Raw genomic sequence first — 25,167 nt, forward strand, 5'->3', positions numbered from 1 at the left:
ATTATGTCCGTTTGGTGACGAAAATGCCTTGCATGGCGTCCAACCGCTTCGCGATCTCGATCATTTCCTGTGAGGGGATTTGACGGATAACTTCGCCGGACTTATCGTCCAAGATTTTGACGATGATCCGGTCGGTGTCCCCGTCGATCTCAATCTTCAAACTGGAATTCACCGGTCCTATAGACTCTCGAATCTTTGCGATGGAGTCCTCAACGGCCTTTCGATCCGCCGGTGACGACTCGGGTGTCGCATCGCTCGGTGTACCGTGCATGGGACGCTGAGACACCTGCGCCTCCCCGCTTTTAACGGCTTCCCCTCTCACAAGCGCGGCGGGAATCGCATCTCGTCCTGCTATTTCGTCGATCATGGCCGCCTCCATGAAATATGGCCTTCACCCGGACCCTCCCCTTTTCGGGGAGGGTGGGTGAACACCGCACGTTACCTGAGCAGCGTCAGCGCTTGCTGTGGAAGTGCGTTGGCCTGTGCCAGAATCGCGATGCCCGACTGCACCAGAATTTGGTTTTTCGTGAATACCGACGTCTCATAGGCCACGTCCGCATCCCGAATGCGAGACTCGGCAGCCGAGAAGTTCTGACTCGTGACCTGCAGGCTCGCAATCGTCGCTTCGAACCGATTCTGGTAGGAACCGTAATCGGCTCGGGCCGTTGCCACGGCACTGATTGCGCTGTCGATATTGGCCAGCGCGCTCTGCGCGTTCGCAGACGTCGACACATTGACTGATGTGAGGCCCACTGACGAGACGTCCAAATCTCTCAAGGTCAAGGTCAAACTATTGTTCGCTCCGCTCTTGTATCCCACTTGAATGGTGAAGGAATTTGCGGATCCACTCAGCAACGCAGTGCCGTTAAATTCGGTGACCGAAGCGATTCGATCTATTTCCGACCGTAATGCGACAAATTCCTGGTCCAGATAGGAACGCTCGGTGGAGCCTACCGTTCCGTTGGCGGATTGGGACGCCAATTCACGGAGCCGGGACAGGAGATTTCCGATCGTTTGGGCGGCACCGTCCGCAATCTGCGTCAAACTGATGCCGTCGTTCGAGTTACGAACGGCCTGATTGATGCTGCGGATATGTGCACGCAACGTTTCAGACACACCGAGGCCGGCCGCATCATCTGCAGCGCGGGTGATACGAAGACCGGACGACAACCGTTCCACCGACCGCTCCAACTGATTGGTGCTGGCGGTGAGATTGTTCTGGGCGGCCAGTGATGCAACGTTGGTATTGACTACGAGCGACATGATCTATTCCTCCATGAACCTGAATGACTACGTTCACCCCCTCAGCATCCATGCCGAAGAGTTCAGCGAGTCGGCATCTTCCTTTCTCCACCCCCTTTTCGACCCCGAGTCACTGTGACGGTATCTTTATCGGCATCCTGCCGTAGAGACTTGAGGAAAGGCCAAGTACTGAAACGAGTTAGGGAGACACGACTGAATCGGACGCAACCGAGAACAAGGAGCATCGACGGCTATCCCGGCAGACGAGTGACAATTTCGTACTCCACCAGATCAGCCAATGCCACCCAATCTTCCGCGATTCGTGCCTCCAGTAGACGAGACACCCAGGGCACCAGCGCCTCAGCCGAATCGCTTACACGTTGACTCCGCTTCGTTTCCACGCATTCAAGGTAGTCCGCAAGGCGTCCCAACCATGCGTCCAACGCAGCTGCTGTGATTTCGCCGGTGCGGAACGCATGCACGAGACCGACTCCGTCCGCTTTGAGGAGACCGGCGAAGCGCGCCATAGTTCCGTCAGCGCCCTTCATCACTTGGTCTACCGAGAGCGTGCAGGCACGAACAGGTCCCATGCCGGCTCCGGCTTGAGCGAGCATGGCCGCTGTGAGATCCCGGTCCGTCAACGGTCGAGACCCGAGTTGCAACGACGTGACAACGCGATGCTTCGCATGCGCCTTATCACTGACCTGTGCCAAGATTTCCATCAGAGACATGTCGTCCTTCACGGTCCATTGTTCATCATCCAACATGACTTGCATGATCGACTCCCGGTTAAGGCCGTTAAGGCATGAGAAGCGCTCTGCGCATTGAAGTTGGCGGCACTCTCCTGCGAGAAGAGATTGATTGATGCGCGTCGAGTTGTTCCATGACAGCGCGGAGTCGACTGCCCCAAATACGGAAGGCCGTGGCTTGTTGCTCAGCCATAACCGGTAATTCCATCCCGTCGCCATTTTGCAATTCTCGAAGCAGGGCCACGGTGATCGGGCCGAAGGCGGGTGACGGCACGGCCATTTCAAGAACGCATCGTCTCGCACCAGCCACCTCGGTCTGCGCAGACTGGAGGGTTTGCACCGGTAAGGGACGGCGCTTGCACAGGTGGACGAGGTCGGCCGTCCGCTTGATCAGCCGCGTGACCAGAGGATTGAGTTTTGTAAACAGTACTTTCTGAACGGCTAAATCGGGCGGTGGCTCATCGATGCGCACCTTGCTAAGATGCCCAGCAAATGTGTCATACCAATACTTTCGCCAGAACTTTCCGTACCAATCCGATGTGGGATCCATTTGGCCCGCGCGCAACCGGTAACACGCGAGGCCATCCTCATCGATGTCGGATTCGTAAAGCCGAACCCCCGTCACCGGATGCGGAAACGCTGCGGCTCCCAAGGCATGCAGGCAGAGCGCCGCAACCTGGTCGGGAATGAGACGGTCCTGACAGGCATGGTGCGCACACACCTGCTCGAACCCGCATGGCGCGCATCCGAGATCCGGTTGCACAGCCCAATGTCCCCTCCCATACGGTCCCGTCTCGTTGAAGTTGACATGGCCTACGGAGAGGTCGATCACCGGTGTCCCCACGCCGACCGCAACATGCATCGGTCCGGTATCGTTGGTCAGCAGCAGACGGCATTGCGCCAAGAGTGCAGCCAGCTTCGGCAAGTCTGTTTGCCCCGCTGCATCGTGGATCGTTGCGACACCGCCCGCGCCGCGATAGGCCGTCACCGCCTGCTGCACAGCGTCCGCTTCACTTTTCGATCCGATCAGAACGAACCTTGTCTTCACCTGCCGGCTGAGGGTCGCCATCGTGCGACCGAAATATTCCGGTCGCCATGCTTTCATGGCGTCGCTCGCTCCGATTTGTACGGCGATAGCAAGTGCCCGAGTGCCGGTCGGAAGGAGAAAGCGCTCGGCCCACTCTCTTGCATCCGGCGTGATGGAGAGGGTCAGTGGAGCATGCGGTCCTGGACCGCTCCCGCCAAGTGCATACAGATCGACCAAATTGAACCGATTGAAGCGGCGGTGCCGGTGCATGTCGGCAAAATATTTCATCCAAGGATTGTGAACGATCGACACGCCGTCAGGTGTGGTCGTGACACCCCGTATATCGGAAGCACCGATATGGGCTGCGAACAGGCCGCTGCGCCGAGTGAACGTTAGATTGATCACGCGGTCATACTTGGTACCAATCAGAGGCCGTGTCCACTCAGAGACTTCCCGGACAAGGGCCACCACATCCTTGGCCATGGTACGGCATTGATCCATCAGCCTTTGAAAATCGTACGCCAGCACATGGCGAATGCCTGGGAGTAAGGCTGCCATCGGGGCGAAGGTCGTATCGACGATCAGATCGATCGCGACTCCGGGCCATTCGTGATGAAGGCGCCCCAGCAATGGAATCGTCTGAACCAGATCCCCCATCCGTGTCACGTTAATGATCAGCACTTGCTTGCTCATAGCAAATCTCGGGTTTCCATCCGATACTCATCCAGCATCAGGATGAGCAGCTCTTCTCGCGCGAGCACGGCGGACGTGCCGCGTGCACGAATGCGGGCTGCGACGTCCTTGAGTTCGACTCGCTCTTGCCTCGCAAATTGAGCAAGGACCGGAATCAGCTCAGGGACCGACTGACTCCTGTCCATGAGGGCGCCGGCCTGGCGCTCGCCTTGCAGGATCGCGCCGATTCGATCAGGCTGACTGACGCCGATATGGGCTAAGAGTTGTCGCATGCGATGGACATAGGTATGGTGGGCCAGCACACGCTCTCGGGCCGCGTCAGCCATCTGTTTCCGCCCTGCCGCATCATGCAGCCAGTGACGGACATGCGGCACGAGATCATCGGGACGACCGACAGTCACGAGTTGCTCGCTCGTGAAGAGCTCCGGGAGCAGCGTGCGCTGATCGACAATCTGAAAGGCGCCGCATGCGGCGAGTTCGAACGTGCGCGGATTAACAAAATCACCATCGGGGTCCAATCCCTCACCGCTCCACGAGTGCAGATTAATATTGACCGTTGTCCCATTGAAGACCTTCACGCATGTGTCGGTATCGATCCGCGCTCCGGCTCGTTGCAAGACATTGGTGAGTGACGGGACCCCGTCCCACTCGTTCCCCCACAGCTTGAACGTCCATTCCTTTGTAACGAGGCGAGGAAGCATCTGGCGGCGATTCGCATAGCCGGCCCCTACAAATGACACGTCGGCGCCAAGCGCGGTGTGTTCTTCAGCGGTCAATGTGAAGGGGCGATGGATGGAGGGCTCCGCCGCCATCGGCAAATAGCTGACCTGCTTGGCGCCGGCATAACGCAAGGCCTCGTGGCATGCCTGCTTCTGAATGACGAACCAATGATCATAGCCGGCTGCCACCTGCTGCCAATAGCTGAGGTGGCGATAATTTTCTACGAACCACATCGCCGTGAGAAAGTTCTTTTTCCGCAAATGCTCGAGCAGCGGCAAGGTCATCGGTGCTTGGGCCAGAGCGAGGACCACGTCAGGTGGATCTTCAGCAAGACGCGCAATGGTCAATTGGCCCAACACATCGGCCAATCGGCTTTGCAACATCAGGCGATGGCGCCGCTCTTTCAACCCGCTCATCATGTCATAACTGGCTTGGTGCAGGCTGTGATCGATCCACGTCACCCGGTGCCCCAATTGCTCAAGGGCCGAGGCCGTATACCTCGCAATGGGAAGCGAGCCTCCATAGATTGGACCGACGACCGCCACATGAACTTGCCCTCCGGCCCGTGCCGCGACCTGTTGACGAATGATCCGTTCGAGATCGGCGTGGACGCTCGCATGAAGCGCCGCCGCAGGCGCATAGGTCACGATGCGCAACGGACGGGCAGCGCTGCTCAACTGCGTCGCCATGCGCTCGACTGAGCCCCATAGCCACTCGACCCCATTCATCCATTGATCGAACCGCCGCACCTGACAGGCATCGCGTACCTCGTTCACATCGGGGACGATAATGCCGATGGTGGTGTCTGGCGATATGGACGCTCGCAAAGCTTCGGCGTGATACAGGAGGCCCACACCAAGGACGAGAACGATGTCGCCAGGGCGACAGGCTTTTGCGTGCGCCTTGGCCCACGCCTCGGCTTGACGGAAGGGGTCGTAGGCACTATGGATTGAGCGCCCGCATGCCGTGGCCGTCGGCAGACCGGTTTTGGCAGATGTGACCTGTAGCACGCCGCCCGGCGCATCCCGAATGGCTGCCGCAAGCGCGGCATCCTTCACTGCTATGGCTGCGAGATTCGCCTCAAACGTATTCATGAGAGTGTGCCTTCGATGGCATCGGCCGATGTAACCGGCGCCACACATCTTCCCGCCGCTCTCCGAAATCTGTGGCGTTTCCTTCCGCCACATGGCGAACGCCCCATTCATCTAGCCGACTAGACCACAGGGTCCATCCCTCGCATGCCTTCAACGGTTCATTCAAAATGAGTTGTATGCTCTGGGCGATCGGCCACTGATGTATCTCTTCCACCCGTATTTCTTGCGCGTACGCTTTGCTTCGTATCTCTGACTCAATCGGAGGTTCTGCTTGCCATGTCCAATGCCCTTGGCCATAGGGACCTGTCTCGTGGACTCGCGCACGCGCAAAGTAGAACCCCATGGCACGGGCTCCGACTGCCGTGCCTACATGGAGCGGACCGGTATCGCTGCCGACGACCCATTGGCAACGCGCAAGGATCGCCGCCGTCTGAACAATCGTTGTCCGTCCACTACTATCCCAGACACGCCCAAGATGAAGGGACGACAAACCATCTTGAATTGCATTTGCCCGCTCACGATCCACCCCGCTCCCGATCAATACAACCTGCCCCGCCGGACTTGCGGCGAGGAAGACGCGAATCCAGTCACGCCAGACCACCGGCGGGATGCATCGAGCTGCATCGCCGGCGCCGACGACGATGGCGATCCAAGGACCATCACTCTCCCCCACTGAGGCTAAATCCTCCGGCAGATCAATGGCTGGAATCTCAAGTTTGGGCGCTTCCCCGGGCGGGGTCACCCCGCACATGCCGCAGAACATGTCAGCCAAATGGACCCGATTGTGCTCGCGCGCCCGCGCGACGCCCCGTAGATAGTCCGCCCATGGGGGAAGCTCTGTGCTCAGTGGGCCCTGTTCTCCCGGGCCAACGACCCGTTCGCCAAACAGGCTGGCGGCGAGTATAGCTCGGCTGTGCTGGTTGAGATTGAATGCCTTCCCATAGGGTTTCGACATGATCATCTTCAGATACGCCTCGATGTCGGTCAGTGTCGCCTGCTGAGCTGTGGACCAGCCATCCGCCCAGGCCCGCCACCGCTCAACTTCCCAGGGAAGGACTCGAGCAATGCCCGGCACGCACGAACCGATTGCTGCCAATGAGGCCGCACACAACAGATCCATCTCGGCACTCGGTCGACGTCTGCGCAAAGCTGTGATCGCAGGCAACGACTGGACCAGATCGCCAAGACGCGCCAACTGAACGACGAGCGCCCGGTTCGGTCGATCCTCAGCGGTCATGCGGGACCACGCAGGCATTACGGTCGTCCAGCGCTTGGGCCAGCTCCGGCAATCCCTCATAGGACGAGTCGAGCAATCTCACGGTGTCATACTGGGCGCGGGCAAGATCGTAACGCCCCAAGCGCAGAGAAACACCGGCCAGCGCATAGCGTACCGCGAGATCGGCGGGATTGCGCTGCACAAAGGCGTGAAGGACCTCGGCGAGATCATGCCATCGCTGGAGAGCGGTGCCGGCTTGAAGCAGCCAATTCATCGCCTCGGCGTCGTCCGGATCGGTTTCTAATACTTGAGTGAAGCATTTCCAGGCATAATCAAGACGACGATCGCCGATCGCCGCCATGCCGCACCCCATGCGGGCTTTGCGTTGATCCCCACCGAACTGCAGGGCCGTTTCGAATGCTGTGATTGCTTGTCGATAGGCCACCCGCTGGATTTCCAATACACCCCGTAACAGCCATCCTTCCCCGCGATCGCCTGCCGAATTCATTAACATGGCAATGTGAGATTCTGCCTCTGAGAGATTCCCCTGTTCGATGGTGCGACGAGCAAGGGCAGCACGTACGTCGGGAGCGTCCTCACGATTCAGTAAGCGCCGCCAGAACATCTCCTCATGCCGAGGCACACCGATATGCCGGCAGACATATGCCCCCCAGCGGAGGGCCTGTCCATCATTTGGCCATGCCTCCACCTGAGCGAGTCTCTGTATCAACTCTGCCATTGCCACAGGGTCTCGCTGGTGCGTCAGGCGCTGAACCGCTGCAACATATTCCCATTGAGCCCGTTCCACCTCGTTGACGAAGGGTGCCACCCGGTATGTCCACGTTCCGTTCTCGTTGAGGGCGTGGCATGCCAGGCCGTCCTCCGCGTAGACGGCGTATTCGTCCGGCAGCCACCAGCGGGAACTCCACCGAGTCAGGAAGCGCTTGGCGTTCTCACGTTCATGGGCCTTCCGGCCGGGCGTTTGGCTCTCAAGGTGGTAGAGCATGCTCTTCGGCTGATAGACAATGCGGCTTCCCTGCTCGCGAATCTTCAGGCACAGATCCACATCTTCAAATCCGTTCTGAAAGCCTTCATCGAGCCCACTCACACGTTCAAATGCTTCCCGCCGAATCAACATGCACGCTGCCGTCACCGCTTGCAGCTCTCGCCGACGATTCACCACCGGCGCATCAGCCGGCATGCGCGCATAAAGGTGATACCCCGTTCCATACAACCATGAAAACGCCACTCCGCCATGTTGTATGGTCCCGTCTTGATACAGTAATTTGCTGCCGACTACCGCAACTTCAGGAGAGCCCTCCGCTTCCTGAACCAGTGCCGTCAGCCACCCTTCTAGGGGAATGGTATCGTTGTTGAGAAAGAGCAGATACCGACCCTGCGCGAGCTTCGCCCCTTGATTACAGGCCACTGCGAAGCCGAGATTCTCTTCGTTGCGAATGATCCGGACATCGCCTGACAATGTCGCTAGAAATTTGGGAGTGCTATCAGTAGACCCATTATCGACGATGATCACTTCGTACTCACACCCGTGCGTGCTCTCGGCTAACTTCACGAGGCACTGCTGCGTCAAATCGACCCGATTCCAGACAGGAATAATGATCGAACAGACAACGGGCTTGCGACGCAATTCGCGTTGACGAATAGCCATCTCCCCGCGCTGTGCCTCCAGGACTCCGGGCAAGCGCTCGGCATGCGGGCGATATTTCCTGTAAATAATCTCGGTTGTCCGTAGATACGTCTCCCTCGTGCCGCTCGTCATGGAAGACCCATCGGTCCGCCAGGAGAACTCGGCCGTCGTGCGCGGGATATGTAGGAACGGATATTTGGTTGCCATGCGAATCCAGAGGTCCCAGTCTTCGTGCGCAAACAGGGTTTCGTCGAAGAGACCAATATCGTCGAGGCACCCGCGCTCGTGCATCATGCATAAGACCGGAAAGTAATTCGTGACAAGCAAGCGCGCGGGGTTGAAATCGTACGAATATGGGAGATCGCGCTGCGTCACTCTTCTCTCGGGGCCGTCACAGACTTCACTCGCACGGTAGGCATCGGTATACGCGGCCTTGAACGGACCTTGTTTGAGGGCCTGCACGAGGACTTCCAGATGGTCCGGGTAATACCGGTCGTCATCGTCGAGATACGCGATATAGGTTCCGCGCGAGAGTCGCACCCCCGTATTGCGGGATGCGGCGAGGCCCTTGTTGACGGGATGCTTCACGTAGATAATGCGCCCGCCATGTGGGAGCGCATCAATAACGGGAGACATGTCCGTGTCGCCGTCATTCACCACGATAATTTCGAAATCTTGAAACGTCTGCGCCAGGACACTCTGCAGGGCCTCGCGCAGCCGCTCAGGACGGTTGTATGTCGGCACGATGACCGAGACGGTCGGCGGTATATTGAATCGGGACACCATGACCTCGGATCGATCCCCCGGCCACTGACAGGCCCAGATCTGATAGATCGGCAGCAAATTCAGCGTGCGGTGCTCATCGGGCGTGGGCGCCGGGACAAACCGTAAGGTCGGCACTTCCACATGGACGCGTTCCAGACCCACGCACTGCAGCCCCTCGGCTTCCCACAACGTGCGCAATTGGTGTTCGCTCAGCCAGTCTTCAATCGGCTGATTCGGTGGGGCGATGCGCTGCCACTGCTCCCGGACGTCGCCCCGCGGCGTCGTCAGTACGATATAGCCCCCTGGCTTAAGCAGAGCGCGCAGGCTGTGTACGAACTCGGCTTGTTCGCCGTGCGGCACATGCTCGATCACTTCAGAGGAAATCACGACATCATAGGGTTGGAAATCCGGTTGCTCGAGCAGTGTGGCGGCCGTGCCCGCCGTAAAGCGAAGGGATGGGAACAGCGCCTTCGCTCTGGCGATAACCCCGGCCACCGGTTCCACGCCTTCGCAAGTTCCGTAATAGGACGAAGCCAGATTCGTGAGCCAACCTCGACCGCAGCCGACTTCCGCCATGCGAAGCGGGGCGTTGCCGTTGCGCCTGCGAATCACCTCCAGGAAACCGGCAATTTTCGACCACCGAGCCGCTTCATCCGGATTGGGCTGAGGCGCCGACCAGTGCGGGGTATGAATAAACAGTTGCTCATAGAACTGATCGGTATGCGCGGCGCCAGTCGGTCTTTCCGGTGACACATTGGTCAGAGCCCGTGTCGCAGATCGGCTTGGAGACATACCGGCCGTTTCGGATGCTACCGTATACGCCAACGGGTGCAGTCCATAATTCGGTTCTACTCCGGTGCCGATCCATTGCAGCGTCTCATGAAGACGCCGTTCGGCCGTGTGGAAACGTCTCAGCCGGTCTTGGGCACGCGACACAATCGAGTGGCGAAGGCCTTCATCAGCAAGAAGCCGCTCGAGGTGGCGAGCCAGGCTCTCGGGATGATCCTTGTCGAACAGGGTGATCTCCAGACCTTCTTCAAACAGCGCACGATTTTTCGGACGGTCGGGAATGGCCCAGGAGACGACCGGGCGGCCTGCGGCCATGCCTTCAAAGACACGCCCTCCGTAAAATTTCGCCAGGCTTGGAAGATTCACGATTGCGGCCCACTGAGAAAGTCCCGTCATCCATTCGGCAAATTCGCCGGCACGAATACCCTGCAACGCCGTGACGTATTCCTGAAGCCTTTCCTCCGTCACGTCTTGTCCGTTGCGGAGAAACCGAGTGGCAGCATCCTGCAACCGATCAAATAAAGTCTGGTAGTACGTCGGCGGATCGACGGGACCTTGAAACGCCATGACATCACGAAGGGACGGATCGCTGAGCCATTGTTGCCGAGCCCCATAGGGAGTCCCGTGAAAGACACCCCGCTGGGAGGCGGGCATCGCCGGCGTGGTGATGGTCCTGACCGGCACCATGCACGGCCACCAAAGGGCGCGCGCGATCCGGCCAGTATTGAGCAATTCCGCATCCAGCTCATCCGGTGCGAGCACATGGGTCATGTAGCGGATCTGGCGTTCGACCAGGGCTTGCCGTCCCTTCAGTTGAGGCACATGCCGGTAATCCTCGTCATCGTATTGCAGAGATTCCATCAACACGCCGACTCTGATCGGCGCCAGCGTCGAGATCCAGTCCAGGCAGGCCTCATCCAGAGGCGAATGCACGAGCCACACCCACACCTGGTCGAACCGCCGTCCGTCAAGCAGCTTCCTCGCTTGATACAGCCAGGACTGCGGCGACGAACTGGGTGTGTTCGCGATGGCCGGGACCGTGACACACTCGATTCCGTTCGCCGTGAGCCCTTCTTGGACGGCGTAGCCGGCCGAATAGGTCCAGGCACGGGCCGCCGCCCATGTCTGAAATTCCAGTTGAATCAAGAGAGCAGTGGGCTTGGCGTTGGTCATCGTGGTCGCCTCATCCTCGCTGCAGACACTCGCACACCTCCCCGGCCTAGAGATTCGGGCTTGCCGGGCTCCCATAGTGGCCCGCCGGCATTTTTGCGGTTTTTATGGATCCGATGCCGATCAATCCGCCGCCTTGAATGGCGCTGGTCATAGCTGGGGCGCCGCCCGCCGTGGGCAGCATTGGGCCATGAACGCTATCGAATCCTCCATCACCCAGGCTTACAAAATTGTCGGCTGTCTTCCGTTGTGCGTTGAACAGCTTGTTCATGAGAAGACGGGCGAGTCTGAACAGCATCAAACTGCCCCCCAGCATGCCATGCTTCTGCAACATGGGAATCCAACGCCACGGTGCAGAGTAAATGCTGACGAACCCCTCGTTCTGCAGTTCGATCAGGTCGTGTGGCGTCAACTCCCCGACTGTGGTGACGGCCGATCCATACCGTCGATATTCCGAAAAGTCATCGGTCATGAGCTGAACGTGATTCTCCCCTTTGATCGCCATCTCATGGAATTCAGTCCCCGGATAGGGAACGGCGATTGCGAAGTTCGCCTGTTTCACTTCCCGGGCCTTGCCGAGGAACGTGAGCGTGGCACGGACCGTTTCGCGGGTTTCACCCGGAAGGCCGATCATGACCGAATTCATCGCCTCCACCCCGTGCTCATTGCAGATCCGGTTGGCCCGCGTATAGTGATCGAGCGGTACCTGCTTCTTCATGGTCTTGCGCATCTCGGGGTCCACCGTCTCGAGGCCGAACGACAGGCGGATGAGTCCACTGCGTACCAGGCGCGCGATCACCTCTACCTCAACGAGGTTTGCCCGCGTACTTCCTTCAAACGTAATGTCCAATCCCTCCTGGTCGATCAAGTCGCAGATTTCGATAATGTGCTCTTTCCACAACGTCATGACGTCGTCGACAATGTAAAAGTGGCGCGTGCCGAACGTCGATACGACTGCTTTCATCTCATCGACGACGCCCCGCGGCGAGCGCACCCGCATGTTGGTCGTCTTCAGGGCTTCGGAGGCGCAAAAGATACATTTCCATGGGCAGCCGCGCATGGTCTGGATGGAGGTGAACGGCAACCGTCCCCGCAGTGTGCCCAGCTTATAAAGCGGCATCTTCAAGAGGTGCCTCGCCGGAATAGGAAGCGGATTCAGGTCCGTGATATCGACCGCCGGTCCGGTCGATACCACTTGGCCGTTGCGGCGGTAGATCAGGCCGGCCACGTGTGATACAGACTTTCCCTGCTCGCATGCATTGAGAAACTGCGGCCAAGACTCTTCCGCTTCCCCGATGAACGCGTAATCGAAGGCCGGCAGGAGCGCCTTCTCCTTCATGATCGTGATATGCGGGCCTCCGACGGCAATGGGAATATGTGGAGCGTGTTGCTTGATCCCTTCCGCGACCGCTTTTGAGAGATGAAAAAATGGGCTCGTGGCGGTAAATCCAATGACATCCGGATTGGAGGCGACGGCCGCTTTGACCATCTCATCAAGCGACATCCGTTGCGCCTCTCCGTCCAGGATGGTCACCTCATGCCCGTGCTGTTCAGCTATGGCGCCCAGAAGAGCGAGGTTCAGAGGGGGCCACGTTGAATTGCGGCGGGCAAAATGACCGAAGAGCCCGTAGGCACCCGTCCAGGTTGGGTAAAGCAACAGGACTTTCATCGTTCATCCTTTCTTGATCGTACGGCCGCCTCATTCTCGGACGATGTGGGGACCTGACCGGATGGCGGTCGAACCACGTCCGGATATTCGGGATTCATCCATCCCTCAGTCGGTTCAATGAGCATGTTGGACCGGAACTCCTTCCGCGGCAGGTAGGGATACATATCCTCGATCGGCGTCTTCCATCCAAAGATGCGTGGTTCATAGGTATGGTACTCGTGCATGTTCACATCGCAGACGACAGGGCCCTCATGGTTCAGAACGTTCTCAATCGTGGCATCCATCTCCGACTGCTTCTCGAGCAGGACCGCTTTCATGCCAAAGGCCTGCACCACCTTGATGAAATCGGGAGGGCGGTATCCTTTCGGTCCGCAGGCTTCCGCACGGCCTTGGAAATTCGTTTCTTGATAGGCCTTCGTGATGCCATAGATATGGTTGTTCAGGATGAAGGTCTTCACGTTGACGCCATAATTCATAAAGGTCTGGAGTTCTTGCGGGTTCATGTTGAACCCCCCATCGCCGATCGTGCAGACGACGCGGCGGCTCGGATCGGCAAACCAGGCTCCCATGGCCCCGGCGAAGGAAAACCCCATCGGTGAGTTCCCGTTATTCGTGAGATTGCGTTGCCCATACTTGGTTTCGAAGGCATGATTGCTCACGACAATGTTGCCCCCACAGTCACCGACCAAAATATCGCGGTCCGACATCTTTTCTGAGAGGCGGCGCATGAACGCGTACGGATGCACATGATTCCGGTTGGCAAAGAATTCCGGTAGGACGGGGTCATATTGCCGCTTCCATTCCATGACACGATTCGTCCACGGCGCATAATTCGGCAGGCAAGGCGGCTCTCGATCGAGCAGTGCGAGGAATCGATTCAAGAAGAGTTTTGCATCGCTCAAAATATTGACATCGAACGGCACCTGCTGCAGCTTGCGCTGCACCATGGCAGGATCGACCTCGACCAGATATTTCCTGGCTCCGCGGGCAAAGCTCCCAACGTTGCCGCCCGTGATCCGGCCCGATATCCGGCTGCCGATGGCCAAAAGAAGATCGCTATTCTGAATGCCGAAGTTGCGCCCGGCGCCGCCATACGTGCCGATACGCCCGCCATAGTACGGATAGTCCGAGGTGATCACGTCGAGGGCGTTCCAGGTGGGAAAACAGGGAATCTGTAACCGCCGGCCCAATGCGAGCATCTCGTCGTGCGCGCCCGCGAGGCGAACGCCGCCGCCCACCATGATGACCGGCCGCTCCGCACACATGAGATCGCGGACATAGGCCCGAATCTGTTGATCGATGACATCGATGTTGTACGGCATGCTAGAAGGGGGGTCGAACCCGATGAGCGCTTTCTCGTCGATCTTGGCTTTCTGGATATCGAGAGGGAGGTCGAGAAGCACCGGACCCGGCCGGCCGTTCTGACAGAGCCATAACGCCTTTTCGAGCTCGTACTTGATGTCTTCCGGCCTGGTGACCATCTTGGCGTATTTTGTGACAGGCGCAGCCATGGCCACGATGTCGGTTTCTTGAAAACCGACCTGGCGAATCGAAGGATCCGGACGGAGAAATCGCGAGTTGATCTGTCCGGTCAAAAATATGCAGGGTACGGAATCGTAAAAACAGTTACCCATCGAGGTCAGAAGATTCATCCCGCCCGGTCCACTCGTCGCAATCGCGACACCGGGCTTCCCTTTGATCTTGGCGTATCCTTCCGCCGCGAACCCCCCGGCTTGTTCATGCATGACGGCGACATACTCGGTCGATGGCACACGCGTAAACGCATCGATCAAATCACCGTTCGCGGCGCCGTACACGACGAACATTTTGTCGATGCCCTGCTCAGCCAGCGTTCGAATGACGAAATCGGCGACTTTGATCATCGGTGTTCCTCTCGGCGATCATCCGGTCTCATTGTTAGCTCACGACGTGGGAGGGGACCGGCTGTCCCTCATGGTGCCGCCTTTTCACGGTGTGTTTGCACATTGTCTGCACATGCTCGACAATATGCTGGCCAAACTTCCCTTTTATCATAGATAGATACGATGGATTCATGAAGTACTCATTGAAGGCACGATCGCGAAAATCGAGGACCTCAGTGGCCGCCAAGACGTCAGTTGGCAACGGCGACGTCTCATAGGCATGCTGCGAGTAACCAATCCAGCCGGGCCCACCTTCTTCATCCGGCAGCGGCCATTGTTTCTGTTTCGCCAGTCCGTACAGAGAAGAGCCGGGATAGGCCATCGCACAGTAAAAATTTGCCCATTCGGTGTTGAGGTCCATTGCAAGATCTAACGTGGCTTGCATACTTGGCAGCGTGTCGTCAGGCAGGCCGAAGATATAGTTGGCCGCGACATGAATGCCGTGCGACCGCACTTTGTTCACCGCCGATATGATCTCCCGTTCGCCGAATCGGCCCTTCTCCACGCCATCGCGCACATGCTGACTCCCCGATTCAATCCCGACCCCAAGCCAGTTGAACCCCGCTAGTTTGAGCTTGGCGAGGACTTCGTCCTGCACCGTGTCGATTCTCGCGTAGGCCCACATGTTGAGGTCATAGCCTCGCTGGATAATCCGATCGCAAATTCCGATGACGTGTCGCCGATTCAGGACGAACATCTCGTCCGGGACCTTGATGTTCTTCACGCCATACTCGCCGACAAGGCGATCAATCTGCGTAATCACGTGATCGGCGCTCCAAAGGCGCAGTGCCGGGGTCCCGAACGGAGCGTTGATGCAGCAGAACGTGCACGCGAACGGACATCCAAGGCTGGTTTGCAACGACGCATAGCCGGACCGACCGTCCAAGTTATGAAAGCAATGCCAGTTGTGAGCTCGATACCGAGTCATGTCGAGCAGATCCCAGGCTTGCCCCGGGAGTTCGCCATCCAGATCGGCGATCACAGGAGCGCGAGCGTTCGACTGCGGCTGTCCGTTCGCTACATACCAGAGGCCGGGAACGTCACGAACACTTCCCCCCTTGCCCTTCAACAGTTCGACGAGCCGCAGCACTGTGTAAGGACCTTCGCCTTGACAGACATACCGATAGGGCTCTTCAAGCAACGTGCGTCTCGGCAGCGCGGAGGGATGCGTGCCCATGACTAGCGATGGCACAGTGGCCATTGCATTGAGCCGCGTACAAACCTCCCGGCCTCCCGGCATGCATTGCGTCGAGGCCGACGGTTGCTGTCCATACATGACGAAGACCGCAAGCACCGGGTCGGCGGCCACAATGGCTTCTGCGGTCTGCTGGTGGTTCAGGCCGCTTGCTTCGGCATCGAGAATCTGCACCGAGTACCCGTGCCGGCGCATGAAGGTGGCGATCAGCCCGCTCCACACCGGCGGCTCAATCGCCGCCAAGTTGTGGCTCAAGGCCTGATACACATGAGCACGGCTCGGCGGCGTCACGAATAAGACATCAACCTGCGCCATGAGCTCCTTTCAGTTCTACGGCTAGATCTAGGACCCGGTGAAGCCCTTCGAGCACATCGGCTTCCTCACCACACATGGCCACCCTCACGAACGAGCGGCATGTTTCTCCAAAACTTCGGCCGGGCGTGACCGCGGTGTGACGTTCCTCAAGCAGATATTTGCAAAAGCTTAGGTCGTCGACCCCGGTCTGACTAATATCAAGAAACAGATAGAATCCCGATTCCGGTGTCCCGCAGTGGACGGCCCCCGACGCATTGACGAGATCGACGCATTGCCGCGCCATGTGCACGCAGTGTCGCCGCACACGTCCGACATACTCCTCCAGCACGGACAGGCCTGCCACGCAGCCGAGTTGGGTAAAGGCCGGGAGGCACGAAATCAGGGTCGAGCAGGAAAGGGCCAACTTCTCGGATACGGATGGATGTGCGACCGCATAGCCGACTCGGAACCCGGGGATCGAGAAAATTTTGGAGAACGATGACATCGTCACGATCTGCCTAGAATCGACGGCCGCGAGGCTGAAAAAGGGCCAGCCAAAGGACAGATCACCGTACGTTTCATCACTCAGTAGCCATATCCGCTCTTGCTCGCACCGGTGGGCAAGCAATTCGAGCATCGGCTGCGTGTAGACGGCCCCCGTAGGATTATTCGCCGAGTTGACAATAATGGCTTTCGGACGTGCCGATATGGCGGCATCGATGTGACGCTCTGTCAGGTGAAATCCGGTCTGCTGATTCAAGGGAATGGCCGTGACGTGAAGGCCGATATGCTCGATCGCCGCCCAATATGATGGAAAGGCGGGCGTAAAGACCGCCACCGTATCACCGGGGTCGCACGTCAGATCGAGGAATTGGCTGATGAGGAGATTGGCCGGGCTGATGACGACATGGTCCTGTCCCACCTGCTGCCCTGTGACCCCGACATACCGTTTGGCCACCGCTTCCCGTAGTTCTGGAAGTCCGGCCATCGGTGTATAGCCGAGCTGCTTCTCATGGATGGCGGCGATGGTGGCATCGATGATGGCACCGGGCGGCGGCATACGCGGGTTTCCGAGCTCCAGGTGGTAGACGTAGTGCCCTTGTCGCTCGAGAGACTGCGCGCGCTCCATCACCTTGAACATTTCTTGTCCCATTAGGTGTTCACCGCGTGTTGAGAACGGCAATGTCGCCAGGGGATGAGTAGACGTGGACGGCATAGCTCTCCTATCCTCGCGTCTCGTGGAGCGGCCTGATGTCACGCCGAAGATCCGATACTCGCGGCATCGATCCGACACGCGCCGGCCAAACATCAGGTTGACTCGGTGGTTTGGATCGGCCGTAGAAATCGGTAAAGGTGCGCAACCCATCCGGTGTGCCGATGTCGTAAAGCGGCGCCTCCATGTGAAAGCCATACAGATGCGGTTTCAGTGACGGCAGCACATCCATTTCGAGCGAACAGGCTTTGGCCTCCGGGATCGCGTCGAATGCCCGCCTCTCAAAGACATAGATGCCGGCATTAAAATGCCCGCTGACGTCCGGCGCAGGCTTTTCGACAAACTCCGTCACCCGATCATGCTCGTCGACCGTCACGACACCTCCCGCACGTCGCTCTGGAGAGGGTACTAGGGCGAGTGTTCCTATGGCCTTCTTCCGGCGGTGAAAATCGATCAGTGCGGCAAGGTCGATCGGACAATACGAATCGCCATTCAACACGAGCACCGTCGCTGTCTTAAGAAGGGGTATGGACAGCCTCAGCGCGCCAGCCGTTCCCAATGGCGTCGGCTCTTCCGACAAGAGAATCCGGCAGTCGGTTCGCGAAGCAAAGTGAGCCTTGATGGAATCCGCACGATAGCCCACACAGAGAATCACTCGCCGGAAGCCATCGGCAACGATCTGATCAACGAGCAGCTCGAGAAATGGACGACCGTGGATCAGCGCCATTGGCTTCGGTCGATCGCTGACGAGGGGGCGCAATCGTGTGCCGAGTCCGCCACACAAAATCACGACATCGGAAGCCGGCACCGTCGTCATAAAAGATTCTTTCCTGCGTGAATGCCCACAAGCGCCTCTGCCTCTTTGGTTTTCGCCCAGCCTCTGTCATTGTTGAGCGGCGATTCCCGTTCGTAGAAGACGATTTGGCTCCCCATTGTTTCGAACCGGAAGGGGACTTGAAGTAGGCCCGGCAGCGAGGCTTTAATGCCCGCGTGGCGTTCCGGTGGCGCAAAGAGTAACATGAACCCGCCGCCACCGGCCCCAAGCAGCTTGCCGCCCGTCGCGCCCGCCTGTCGTGCCGCTTCGTAAATCTGATCAATTACCGGCGTCGAAATCTTTGACGTGAGTCCTCGCTTAATCATCCACGCCTCGTGCAATAACTCGCCGAACTCGCTGAGGTCCCGCTCGCCGGTCAAGATGGAAAGCCCTTCCTGAACCATCTGAAGCATCGCAAACAGTTCGACACGGCGCTCACGCGTCCGATCGATCTGTTCTTTGGCGATCTCGGAAGCCATCCGCGAGAATCCGGTAAAGTACAGCAAGAGTTGGTTTTGAAACTCCTCCAACCGCTCGGGCCTCATGACAACGGGCGTGTACCCGATCTCGCCATTTTGAAAAAAATTAATGCGGCACAGACCGCCATGGGCGGCGAGCACCTGGTCCTGACATCCCACGGATTCTTGAAGGAGATGTTGCTCGACATGGATGGCCGCATGAGCCAGCTCGGCCTTGCTCGGCATGATGTGCTGAAGCGTATAGAGCGTGTGAAGCAGCCCGACCGTAAAGGCCGAACTGGAGCCCAATCCCGTGCGCGCCGGCAGATCGCCATCGTGGTGAATCTCCAGGCCTTCGCTCATGTTGAGGTACTGGAGCACACCGCGTACGGCCGGATGCTGCACCTCATCATTGGCTTTGGCGAGTTCGATCTTGGAATAGGCCACGCGTGTACGATGTTCGAAGAATGGCGGTAGATAACGGCAGGTGATATAGCTGTACTTATCGATGGTCGTGGCAAGGACCGCGCCGCCATGATCGCGGAACCAGGCCGGATAGTCGGTGCCGCCGCCCAGAAACGACACCCGAAAGGGAGTCCGGCTGATAATCATCTGTGGGCTCCTGCCAACATGGCTTGCATGATGTCACACGTTCGCATACTGTCCCGCCCTGAGGATCGTGTAGGTCTTCATCAGTTCATAAATCCCTCGCTCCACGGACCAATCGGGTCGATAGCCGGTGCCGAGAATCCGTGCATTGGAGACGATGTAGTTCCGCTTGTCGGGATCTTCCCCGATCGGCGATTCAAAATAGACAAACCCGGGGATACTCCGCTGAATCAGCTGACACAACTCGATTTTCGTCAGATTGGCGTCATCCAATCCCACGTTGTAGGGTCGCCCCTTCATCTTCTCGAAGTGCGCCATGGCGTGTACAAAGGCTTTCGCCACATCTCGAACATGGATGAAATTCCGCTTAAACCGTCCCTCAAAAACCACGACGGCACGATCCCTGATTGCTCGCCAGACAAAGTCGTTCACTAACAGATCCATCCGCATTCGTGGCGAAGAGCCGAACACCGTCGCCAGCCGAAGCGTGAGACCGTTCCCGCGATCCAACACGACCTTCTCTGCTTCGACCTTGCTTTCGCCGTACAGACTGATAGGCCTGAGCGGAGATTCTTCGGTACACGGCACGCCCGGCTGCCCGATGCCGTATCCGCTGTTTGTGACCGGAAAGATCACGGCTTGATGAGGAGACGCCAGCGCGCACAGCATCCGAACGGCGTCTACATTGGTAGTCACGGCGCCGGTTTTGTCACGGTCACACAGGGGTGCGCCGACAAGGGCGGCCAGCGGGATGACGATGTCCGGCGTCTTGAGCAGATCCTTCATGACGGCTTCATCACGGCAATCCCCGCGCACAACGTTGAAATGGTCGTGCGCGCAACAATCCAGCAGGCTATTTTGCCGGTAGAGAAAATTGTCGAGCACGGTGACGTGATAGCCTTCCTCCAGCAAGCACCGCGAGAGGACGGACCCAATGTAGCCGGCCCCGCCGGTCATCAGCACGCGAAGACCTCGACCAGTCATCACTATCGCCTCTTCTTAAATTAGGCCCCAGCCGACGTCTGGGCCACCAGACTCGTCCTATCAGCCTTGCACTGCATTGACATGAACCAGCGGGCCGTCTCCTGCAAACCGTGCTCGAGCCTCGTGAAGGCAAAGGTCGGAAAGGCTTTCTGGAAGCGCTCGCTTTGAAGCCGCTTGACCCGTACTCCCTCAGGTTGGCTGGCGTCGTAATGAATCGGTCCTTCATACTGCATGGCCCGAGCAACGGCTTCGGCAAGCGCTCGGATCGTCATGCCCCTATCGGGCGCCACAATGACCGTGTCGGAGATCGACTCGTGAGCCAGCATCACGACGAGCAATCGAGCGATGTCGTTCACAAATACAAATTGCCGGACGGCATCTCCACTGCCCCACACCGTCAACGCCCGGCCGGTCTGTTTCGCTTGCCAGCATCGCTGAAACAGCGCGCCAACGACGTGGCCTGCCTCGGGATCGAAATGATCGTGTGGTCCATACATTGTGACCGGCGCAATCGAGGTCCACAGCAGACCCTTGTCCTGGGCCACCAGGCGGATATGAACATCCAACAGCCGCTTTGCAAATCCATACCCGAGGTTGCCTCGATACGGTAGTTCAGCGTGGAGATCCGGTTCGGTCGATGGTCGCCGGTCATACAGGGGAAATGCGCAACTGGAAAGAACGGCAATCAGCCGACGCACGCGACATTCGCGTGCGACGCTGAGCACGGCGGCATTGATCGCCGCATTTGACTCAAGCAGCTCGACATTCCGCTCCGCATTGGCTTTGACGCCTCCCAGGCGAGCCGCCAGATGAACGACCTGTGACGGTCGAACGTCTCGAAAGAGCTTGACGACTTCGCCACGTTCGCGAAGATCGCACTCGTGACTGGACACGAACACGGCATCAGGGCACAGCGGGCGAAGCGCGTGTCCCAGTAGCCCCGTGCCTCCTGTCACGAGCAACGGACCGTCGGTCATGTTGCCTCTCGAACAACCCGTGCAATGAAGGTGAGATCGTCATCGCTCAGCGCCGGATGATTGGGGAGAAAGAATCCGCAATGATGGATGCGATCCGCCATCGGAAAGCTGGCCCTCCCGTAGCGCTTCATCCAAAATGGGTGCAGCCCCAGGTTACCGGCCGAGAACAGGCGTGTTTCGATGCCGTGTTCTGCCAAGGCCTTCACGATCGCCCGTCGATGTTCGACATCGTCGGCCAGTAAGCCGAATGAGATACTCGAGACACGGACGTCCTGAGTGACCCGCTGAACAGAGAAACGATCGGCTAAGAGCTGCAGATAGCGGCGATGATTGATGTGACGGCGCTCCGCCATCCGGTCGAGCTTTTGCAATTGCCCGAGTCCGATGAACGCATTCAGATCGGTCGAGCGCAAATTGAATCCAGGTTCGTAGAAGACAAACGGCGTGTGAAAATCATCTATCTCGTGTGCCCCCACCAATCCAGCGTGCGTCGATTGATCGAGATCGCGGCTCCAGCCATGCGAACGAAGCATGAACAGGAGATCGGCAAATTCCTTGTCGTTGGTCGACACCATGCCGCCTTCGATCGTCGACATTTGATGGCCGAAATAGAATGAAAAACTCGCCATGTCGCCGTACGTCCCTACATTCCGCGGCCCCAGCTTCGAACCGAACGCCGCGCAGGCGTCCTCGAGAAGGACGAATCCGTACCGCTCTTTCAGCTTCAGGAGCGCATCCATCTTGTGCGGAACGCCCAAGACCTGGACGAGCAGGACCGCACTCGGCTGATGGCGTACGAGAATCTCTTCAAGATGATTCAGATCGAGGCCAAACGTGTCCGGGTCCGCCTCGCACATGATGGGCTCAAATCCAAATTGGATCGCTGGGGCAATGGAGGTGACCCATCCGACACTCGGCACCACCACTTTCTTGTTCTTTAAACGGCCTGAGAGCAACAGGGCATAGAACATCAAGAGATTCGCGGAAGAACCGGAATTGCAAAACACCGAGTGCAATGACCCGAGCCACTCGCTCCAGCCGCGTTCAAACTCAAGAGTGAGGGCGCCTTTCGTGAGCCGGGGGTAGGTCTGCAGCCATTGGACCAGACGATCGATGTCGCCATGATCGATTGTGTCGTAAGCCAGACACCAGCGTGGCTCAAGTGGCCGTGGCTTTGTCAGCAATGTCATCCATCTCTCCTTTACACAAGAGCGTGCCGGAGGGGTTTCAATCAAGAACGATGCCAGTGCCGACTAAAGGCTAACTCTGTACAGAATTAGACGAATAGCAAAAACTCTGGATGGACATGGGCAAGATCTGCCGCGTGGAGAGGCAAAGGCTGCCCTCGTAAAAAGCGGCTTTCTTGCAGTGAAAAACTCTATGCCGGTCAGGATCGAGCAGATTTGAAGTGCATGAAGGATGTGGTAGGCACTCTTCTGGTTCAACACCCATTTAAGGTTACGTCAACATAGTCAAAAGTGCGCTCGGAATGTGATGGAGAGGAACGATCTTGTCGACGGCTCCTGCCTTGATGGCTTCTTTCGGCATCCCGAATACCACGCACGTCGCTTCGTCTTGTGCTACTGTCACGGCGCCGGCCTGTCTCATAGCCAACAGCCCCTGCGCTCCATCGGCACCCATACCGGTCAAGATCACGCCAAGGGCATTTGAGCCGGCGGTCTTGGCGATGGAATGAAACATGATGTCCACCGACGGCCTGTGTCGGTTGACAGGAGGTCCCTGCGTGATGTGGACCTGATATCGGGCGCCGCTTCGTATCAGCTCCATGTGATAGTTCCCCGGCGCCACAAGCGCTTGTCCCGGCAGGACGCTATCCCCATCGCACGCTTCCTTCACCAGGATCTCGCACAGCGAATTGAGGCGATCGGCAAACGCCTTGGTGAACCGTTCAGGCATGTGCTGCGTAATGAGAATAGGCGGCGCATCGGCAGGCATGTGCTGGAGTACTGAACGAATGGCTTCGGTTCCCCCGGTCGACGCTCCAATGGCGAGGATTTTATCCGTCGTCTTGAGCATCGCGGTCCGCGATATTGGATTGGCGCCCTTCGCGTCTTCTACCCGGCTCTGCCCCAACGGCCTGACGCGAGCGTGCATCGCCATTTTGATCTTGGCGACCAATTCCGTCGCGCGTTCCGTAATCTCGTCCCGCAAATCGATCTTCGGTTTTGTAAAGAAATCGACGGCGCCCAGTTCGAGCGCTTTTAACGTCGTTTGACACCCCGCCTCCGTCAAGGAACTGACCATGACCACCGGCATCGGATGGCCGGTCATGAGTTTTTCCAAAAACGTCAAGCCGTCCATTTTCGGCATTTCTACATCCAACGTCAGGACGTCGGGGTGCAACTCTTTGATACGCTGGCGCGCGGCGTACGGATCGGAGGCCGTGCCGACGACCTCAATATCAGCGTCGGTGCTGAGCAGTTCTGTCAGCAATTGGCGAATGAGGGCGGAATCGTCGACAATGAGCACACGAATCTTACGCATACGATTTTCCGCCTCCTTATGGCAGGCTCCCCGTCTGACCTTCCGGTCGCACCCGCCGAAGCAATACCCGTCCGCTCCGCGTGAAATAGTAAATGCCGCGAGCATGGGTACGCCCTAGATCGGATATTAGCGGCTTCAAATGAGACCGCTCACAAAATTCCAGGATCCACTCGATGTTTCGCCGGCCCACATCGCTCATCCTTTCGTGCAGGCGCGCTCCGCCAAAGAGCTTGACCTCCAAGCGGTCACGTGATCCACCATGCCGAATCAGCCACTCGATCAGCTGCTCCATGGCATAGCATCCATACCGAGAAGGCGAGCCTACATCCGTCTCACACGGGGGATGCCCGGGCTCTGGAAGCAAAAAGTGATTCATTCCGCCAATACCGGCGAGCGGATCGCGAATGCACGCCGAAACACAGGAGCCGAGCATTGTATACATCACCATCGGCTCTCGGCTGGCACAATAATCTCCGGGTAGCAGGATGGCCACATCATGCCCAAAGCGATCATCGCGCTTGCGTTGAATATGGGCAAACTCATCGCCCTCTCCCACCATCAGCCTTTTCGATAGATAGTAGGCGCCACATAGGTAAAGGGATTCGGCACCCATTGGAGAGATTCAGAATGCCCGACAAAGAGATGCCCACCAACCTTCAGATAGCGAAAAAACTTTTTTAGGAGGGACTCTTGTGTCGGCCGATCAAAATAAATCATCACATTGCGACAGAAGATGACGTCAAGCTGCGTCTTGATGGGGTACACCTCATCCATCAGGTTAATCCGTCGAAACGCGATGTGATCGGTCAGCGCAGGTTTCACTTTGACGGTTCCCTTCGCACAGCCGGTTCCCTTCAGGAAATGGCGATGCAGGGCCTCCGGCGGCAATCGCTCAACGCGCTCCATCTCATACTTGCCGGTCTTGGCCTGCGCCAGCACACGGGTGGAGATATCGGATGCGAGAATCCGCCAATCCCATCGATCGACCTGATCAATCGTTTCCGTAATCGTCATGGCGATAGAATACGGTTCTTCGCCGGAGGAACAGGCCGCCGACCAGACGTTCAGCCGTCGTTCGGTTCGGACGGAAGGGAGCACAACGTCGCGCAGAAAGGTGAAATGAACAGGTTCCCGGAAGAAATCCGTTTTGTTGGTCGTCATGCAATCAAGCATCTGCAGGAATTCTTCTCCTCCTCCCGTCTGGGTGACGACGTCGTAATATTCTTGAAAATTCTGGCAGCCGCGCTCTTTCGCGCGTTTGGCGAGGCGAGAGACCAGCAGAGACTTCTTCGATGAACCCAGCGCAATACCGGCCTTCGTATAGACAAGGGCTCGAAAACGGTCGAAGACCGGTCCCGTCAGTGTATCTTCAAGTGCCATGGCGGGCCTTATCTTTCGATGTCAGATCATGAGG

At 58.0% G+C, this 25,167-nt stretch carries 19 protein-coding genes; all 19 read right to left on the reverse strand.

What is annotated here, in order from left to right:
- Position 1: 1 nt before the first annotated feature.
- A complete protein-coding gene (locus tag ACWHYZ_RS14755; RefSeq protein WP_447983439.1) occupies positions 2-367 on the reverse strand; it encodes a flagellar protein FlaG in 366 nt (121 codons plus the stop codon).
- Between the two features lie 71 nt (positions 368-438).
- A complete protein-coding gene (locus ACWHYZ_RS14760) occupies positions 439-1,263 on the reverse strand; it encodes a flagellin N-terminal helical domain-containing protein (protein ID WP_447983440.1) in 825 nt (274 codons plus the stop codon).
- Between the two features lie 230 nt (positions 1,264-1,493).
- Positions 1,494-2,018 (reverse strand): hypothetical protein, encoded by a 525-nt coding sequence (locus ACWHYZ_RS14765; protein WP_447983441.1) that lies wholly within the window; start codon positions 2,016-2,018, stop codon positions 1,494-1,496.
- Between the two features lie 22 nt (positions 2,019-2,040).
- Positions 2,041-3,711: a glycosyltransferase family 9 protein gene (locus ACWHYZ_RS14770; RefSeq protein WP_447983442.1), complete on the reverse strand. Its 1,671-nt coding sequence runs from the start codon at positions 3,709-3,711 to the stop codon at positions 2,041-2,043.
- Entirely contained in the window at positions 3,708-5,525 is a 1,818-nt protein-coding gene (locus ACWHYZ_RS14775; RefSeq protein WP_447983443.1) for a CgeB family protein, read from the reverse strand. The genes ACWHYZ_RS14770 and ACWHYZ_RS14775 overlap by 4 nt, the downstream gene beginning before the upstream one ends.
- Positions 5,512-6,780 (reverse strand): glycosyltransferase family 9 protein, encoded by a 1,269-nt coding sequence (locus ACWHYZ_RS14780; RefSeq protein ID WP_447983444.1) that lies wholly within the window; start codon positions 6,778-6,780, stop codon positions 5,512-5,514. The genes ACWHYZ_RS14775 and ACWHYZ_RS14780 overlap by 14 nt, the downstream gene beginning before the upstream one ends.
- A complete protein-coding gene (locus ACWHYZ_RS14785) occupies positions 6,752-11,116 on the reverse strand; it encodes a glycosyltransferase (protein ID WP_447983445.1) in 4,365 nt (1,454 codons plus the stop codon). The genes ACWHYZ_RS14780 and ACWHYZ_RS14785 overlap by 29 nt, the downstream gene beginning before the upstream one ends.
- A gap of 46 nt (positions 11,117-11,162) precedes the next feature.
- A complete protein-coding gene (locus ACWHYZ_RS14790) occupies positions 11,163-12,782 on the reverse strand; it encodes a B12-binding domain-containing radical SAM protein (RefSeq protein ID WP_447983446.1) in 1,620 nt (539 codons plus the stop codon).
- On the reverse strand, positions 12,779-14,665 hold the full coding sequence (locus ACWHYZ_RS14795) for a thiamine pyrophosphate-binding protein (RefSeq protein WP_447983447.1): 1,887 nt from the start codon (positions 14,663-14,665) through the stop codon (positions 12,779-12,781). The genes ACWHYZ_RS14790 and ACWHYZ_RS14795 overlap by 4 nt, the downstream gene beginning before the upstream one ends.
- Positions 14,666-14,699: 34 nt before the next feature.
- The gene (locus tag ACWHYZ_RS14800) at positions 14,700-16,214 is read right to left on the reverse strand and encodes a B12-binding domain-containing radical SAM protein (protein WP_447983448.1); all 1,515 of its coding nucleotides are present in this window, start codon (positions 16,212-16,214) and stop codon (positions 14,700-14,702) included.
- On the reverse strand, positions 16,201-17,409 hold the full coding sequence (locus ACWHYZ_RS14805; protein ID WP_447983449.1) for a pyridoxal phosphate-dependent aminotransferase: 1,209 nt from the start codon (positions 17,407-17,409) through the stop codon (positions 16,201-16,203). Before ACWHYZ_RS14805 ends, ACWHYZ_RS14800 begins: the two co-directional genes overlap by 14 nt.
- Positions 17,410-17,416: 7 nt before the next feature.
- Positions 17,417-18,223, reverse strand: a complete 807-nt coding sequence (locus ACWHYZ_RS14810) for a nucleotidyltransferase family protein (RefSeq protein WP_447983450.1) — start codon at positions 18,221-18,223, stop codon at positions 17,417-17,419.
- On the reverse strand, positions 18,220-19,290 hold the full coding sequence (locus ACWHYZ_RS14815) for a GHMP family kinase ATP-binding protein (protein ID WP_447983451.1): 1,071 nt from the start codon (positions 19,288-19,290) through the stop codon (positions 18,220-18,222). Before ACWHYZ_RS14815 ends, ACWHYZ_RS14810 begins: the two co-directional genes overlap by 4 nt.
- Positions 19,291-19,323: 33 nt before the next feature.
- A complete protein-coding gene (locus ACWHYZ_RS14820; protein ID WP_447987591.1) occupies positions 19,324-20,271 on the reverse strand; it encodes an NAD-dependent epimerase/dehydratase family protein in 948 nt (315 codons plus the stop codon).
- 20 nt (positions 20,272-20,291) lie between these two features.
- Complete coding sequence (locus tag ACWHYZ_RS14825; RefSeq protein ID WP_447983452.1) at positions 20,292-21,248, reverse strand: NAD-dependent epimerase/dehydratase family protein; 957 nt, start codon at positions 21,246-21,248, stop codon at positions 20,292-20,294.
- A complete protein-coding gene (locus ACWHYZ_RS14830; protein WP_447983453.1) occupies positions 21,245-22,438 on the reverse strand; it encodes a DegT/DnrJ/EryC1/StrS family aminotransferase in 1,194 nt (397 codons plus the stop codon). Before ACWHYZ_RS14830 ends, ACWHYZ_RS14825 begins: the two co-directional genes overlap by 4 nt.
- A 268-nt stretch (positions 22,439-22,706) precedes the next feature.
- Positions 22,707-23,753 (reverse strand): protein-glutamate methylesterase/protein-glutamine glutaminase, encoded by a 1,047-nt coding sequence (locus tag ACWHYZ_RS14835; RefSeq protein ID WP_447983454.1) that lies wholly within the window; start codon positions 23,751-23,753, stop codon positions 22,707-22,709.
- Between the two features lie 16 nt (positions 23,754-23,769).
- A complete protein-coding gene (locus tag ACWHYZ_RS14840) occupies positions 23,770-24,312 on the reverse strand; it encodes a chemoreceptor glutamine deamidase CheD (RefSeq protein ID WP_447983455.1) in 543 nt (180 codons plus the stop codon).
- A complete protein-coding gene (locus tag ACWHYZ_RS14845; protein ID WP_447983456.1) occupies positions 24,312-25,133 on the reverse strand; it encodes a CheR family methyltransferase in 822 nt (273 codons plus the stop codon). Before ACWHYZ_RS14845 ends, ACWHYZ_RS14840 begins: the two co-directional genes overlap by 1 nt.
- Between the last annotated feature and the right edge of the window lie 34 nt (positions 25,134-25,167).

It is taken from the genome of Nitrospira sp. Nam74 (genome assembly GCF_965152615.1).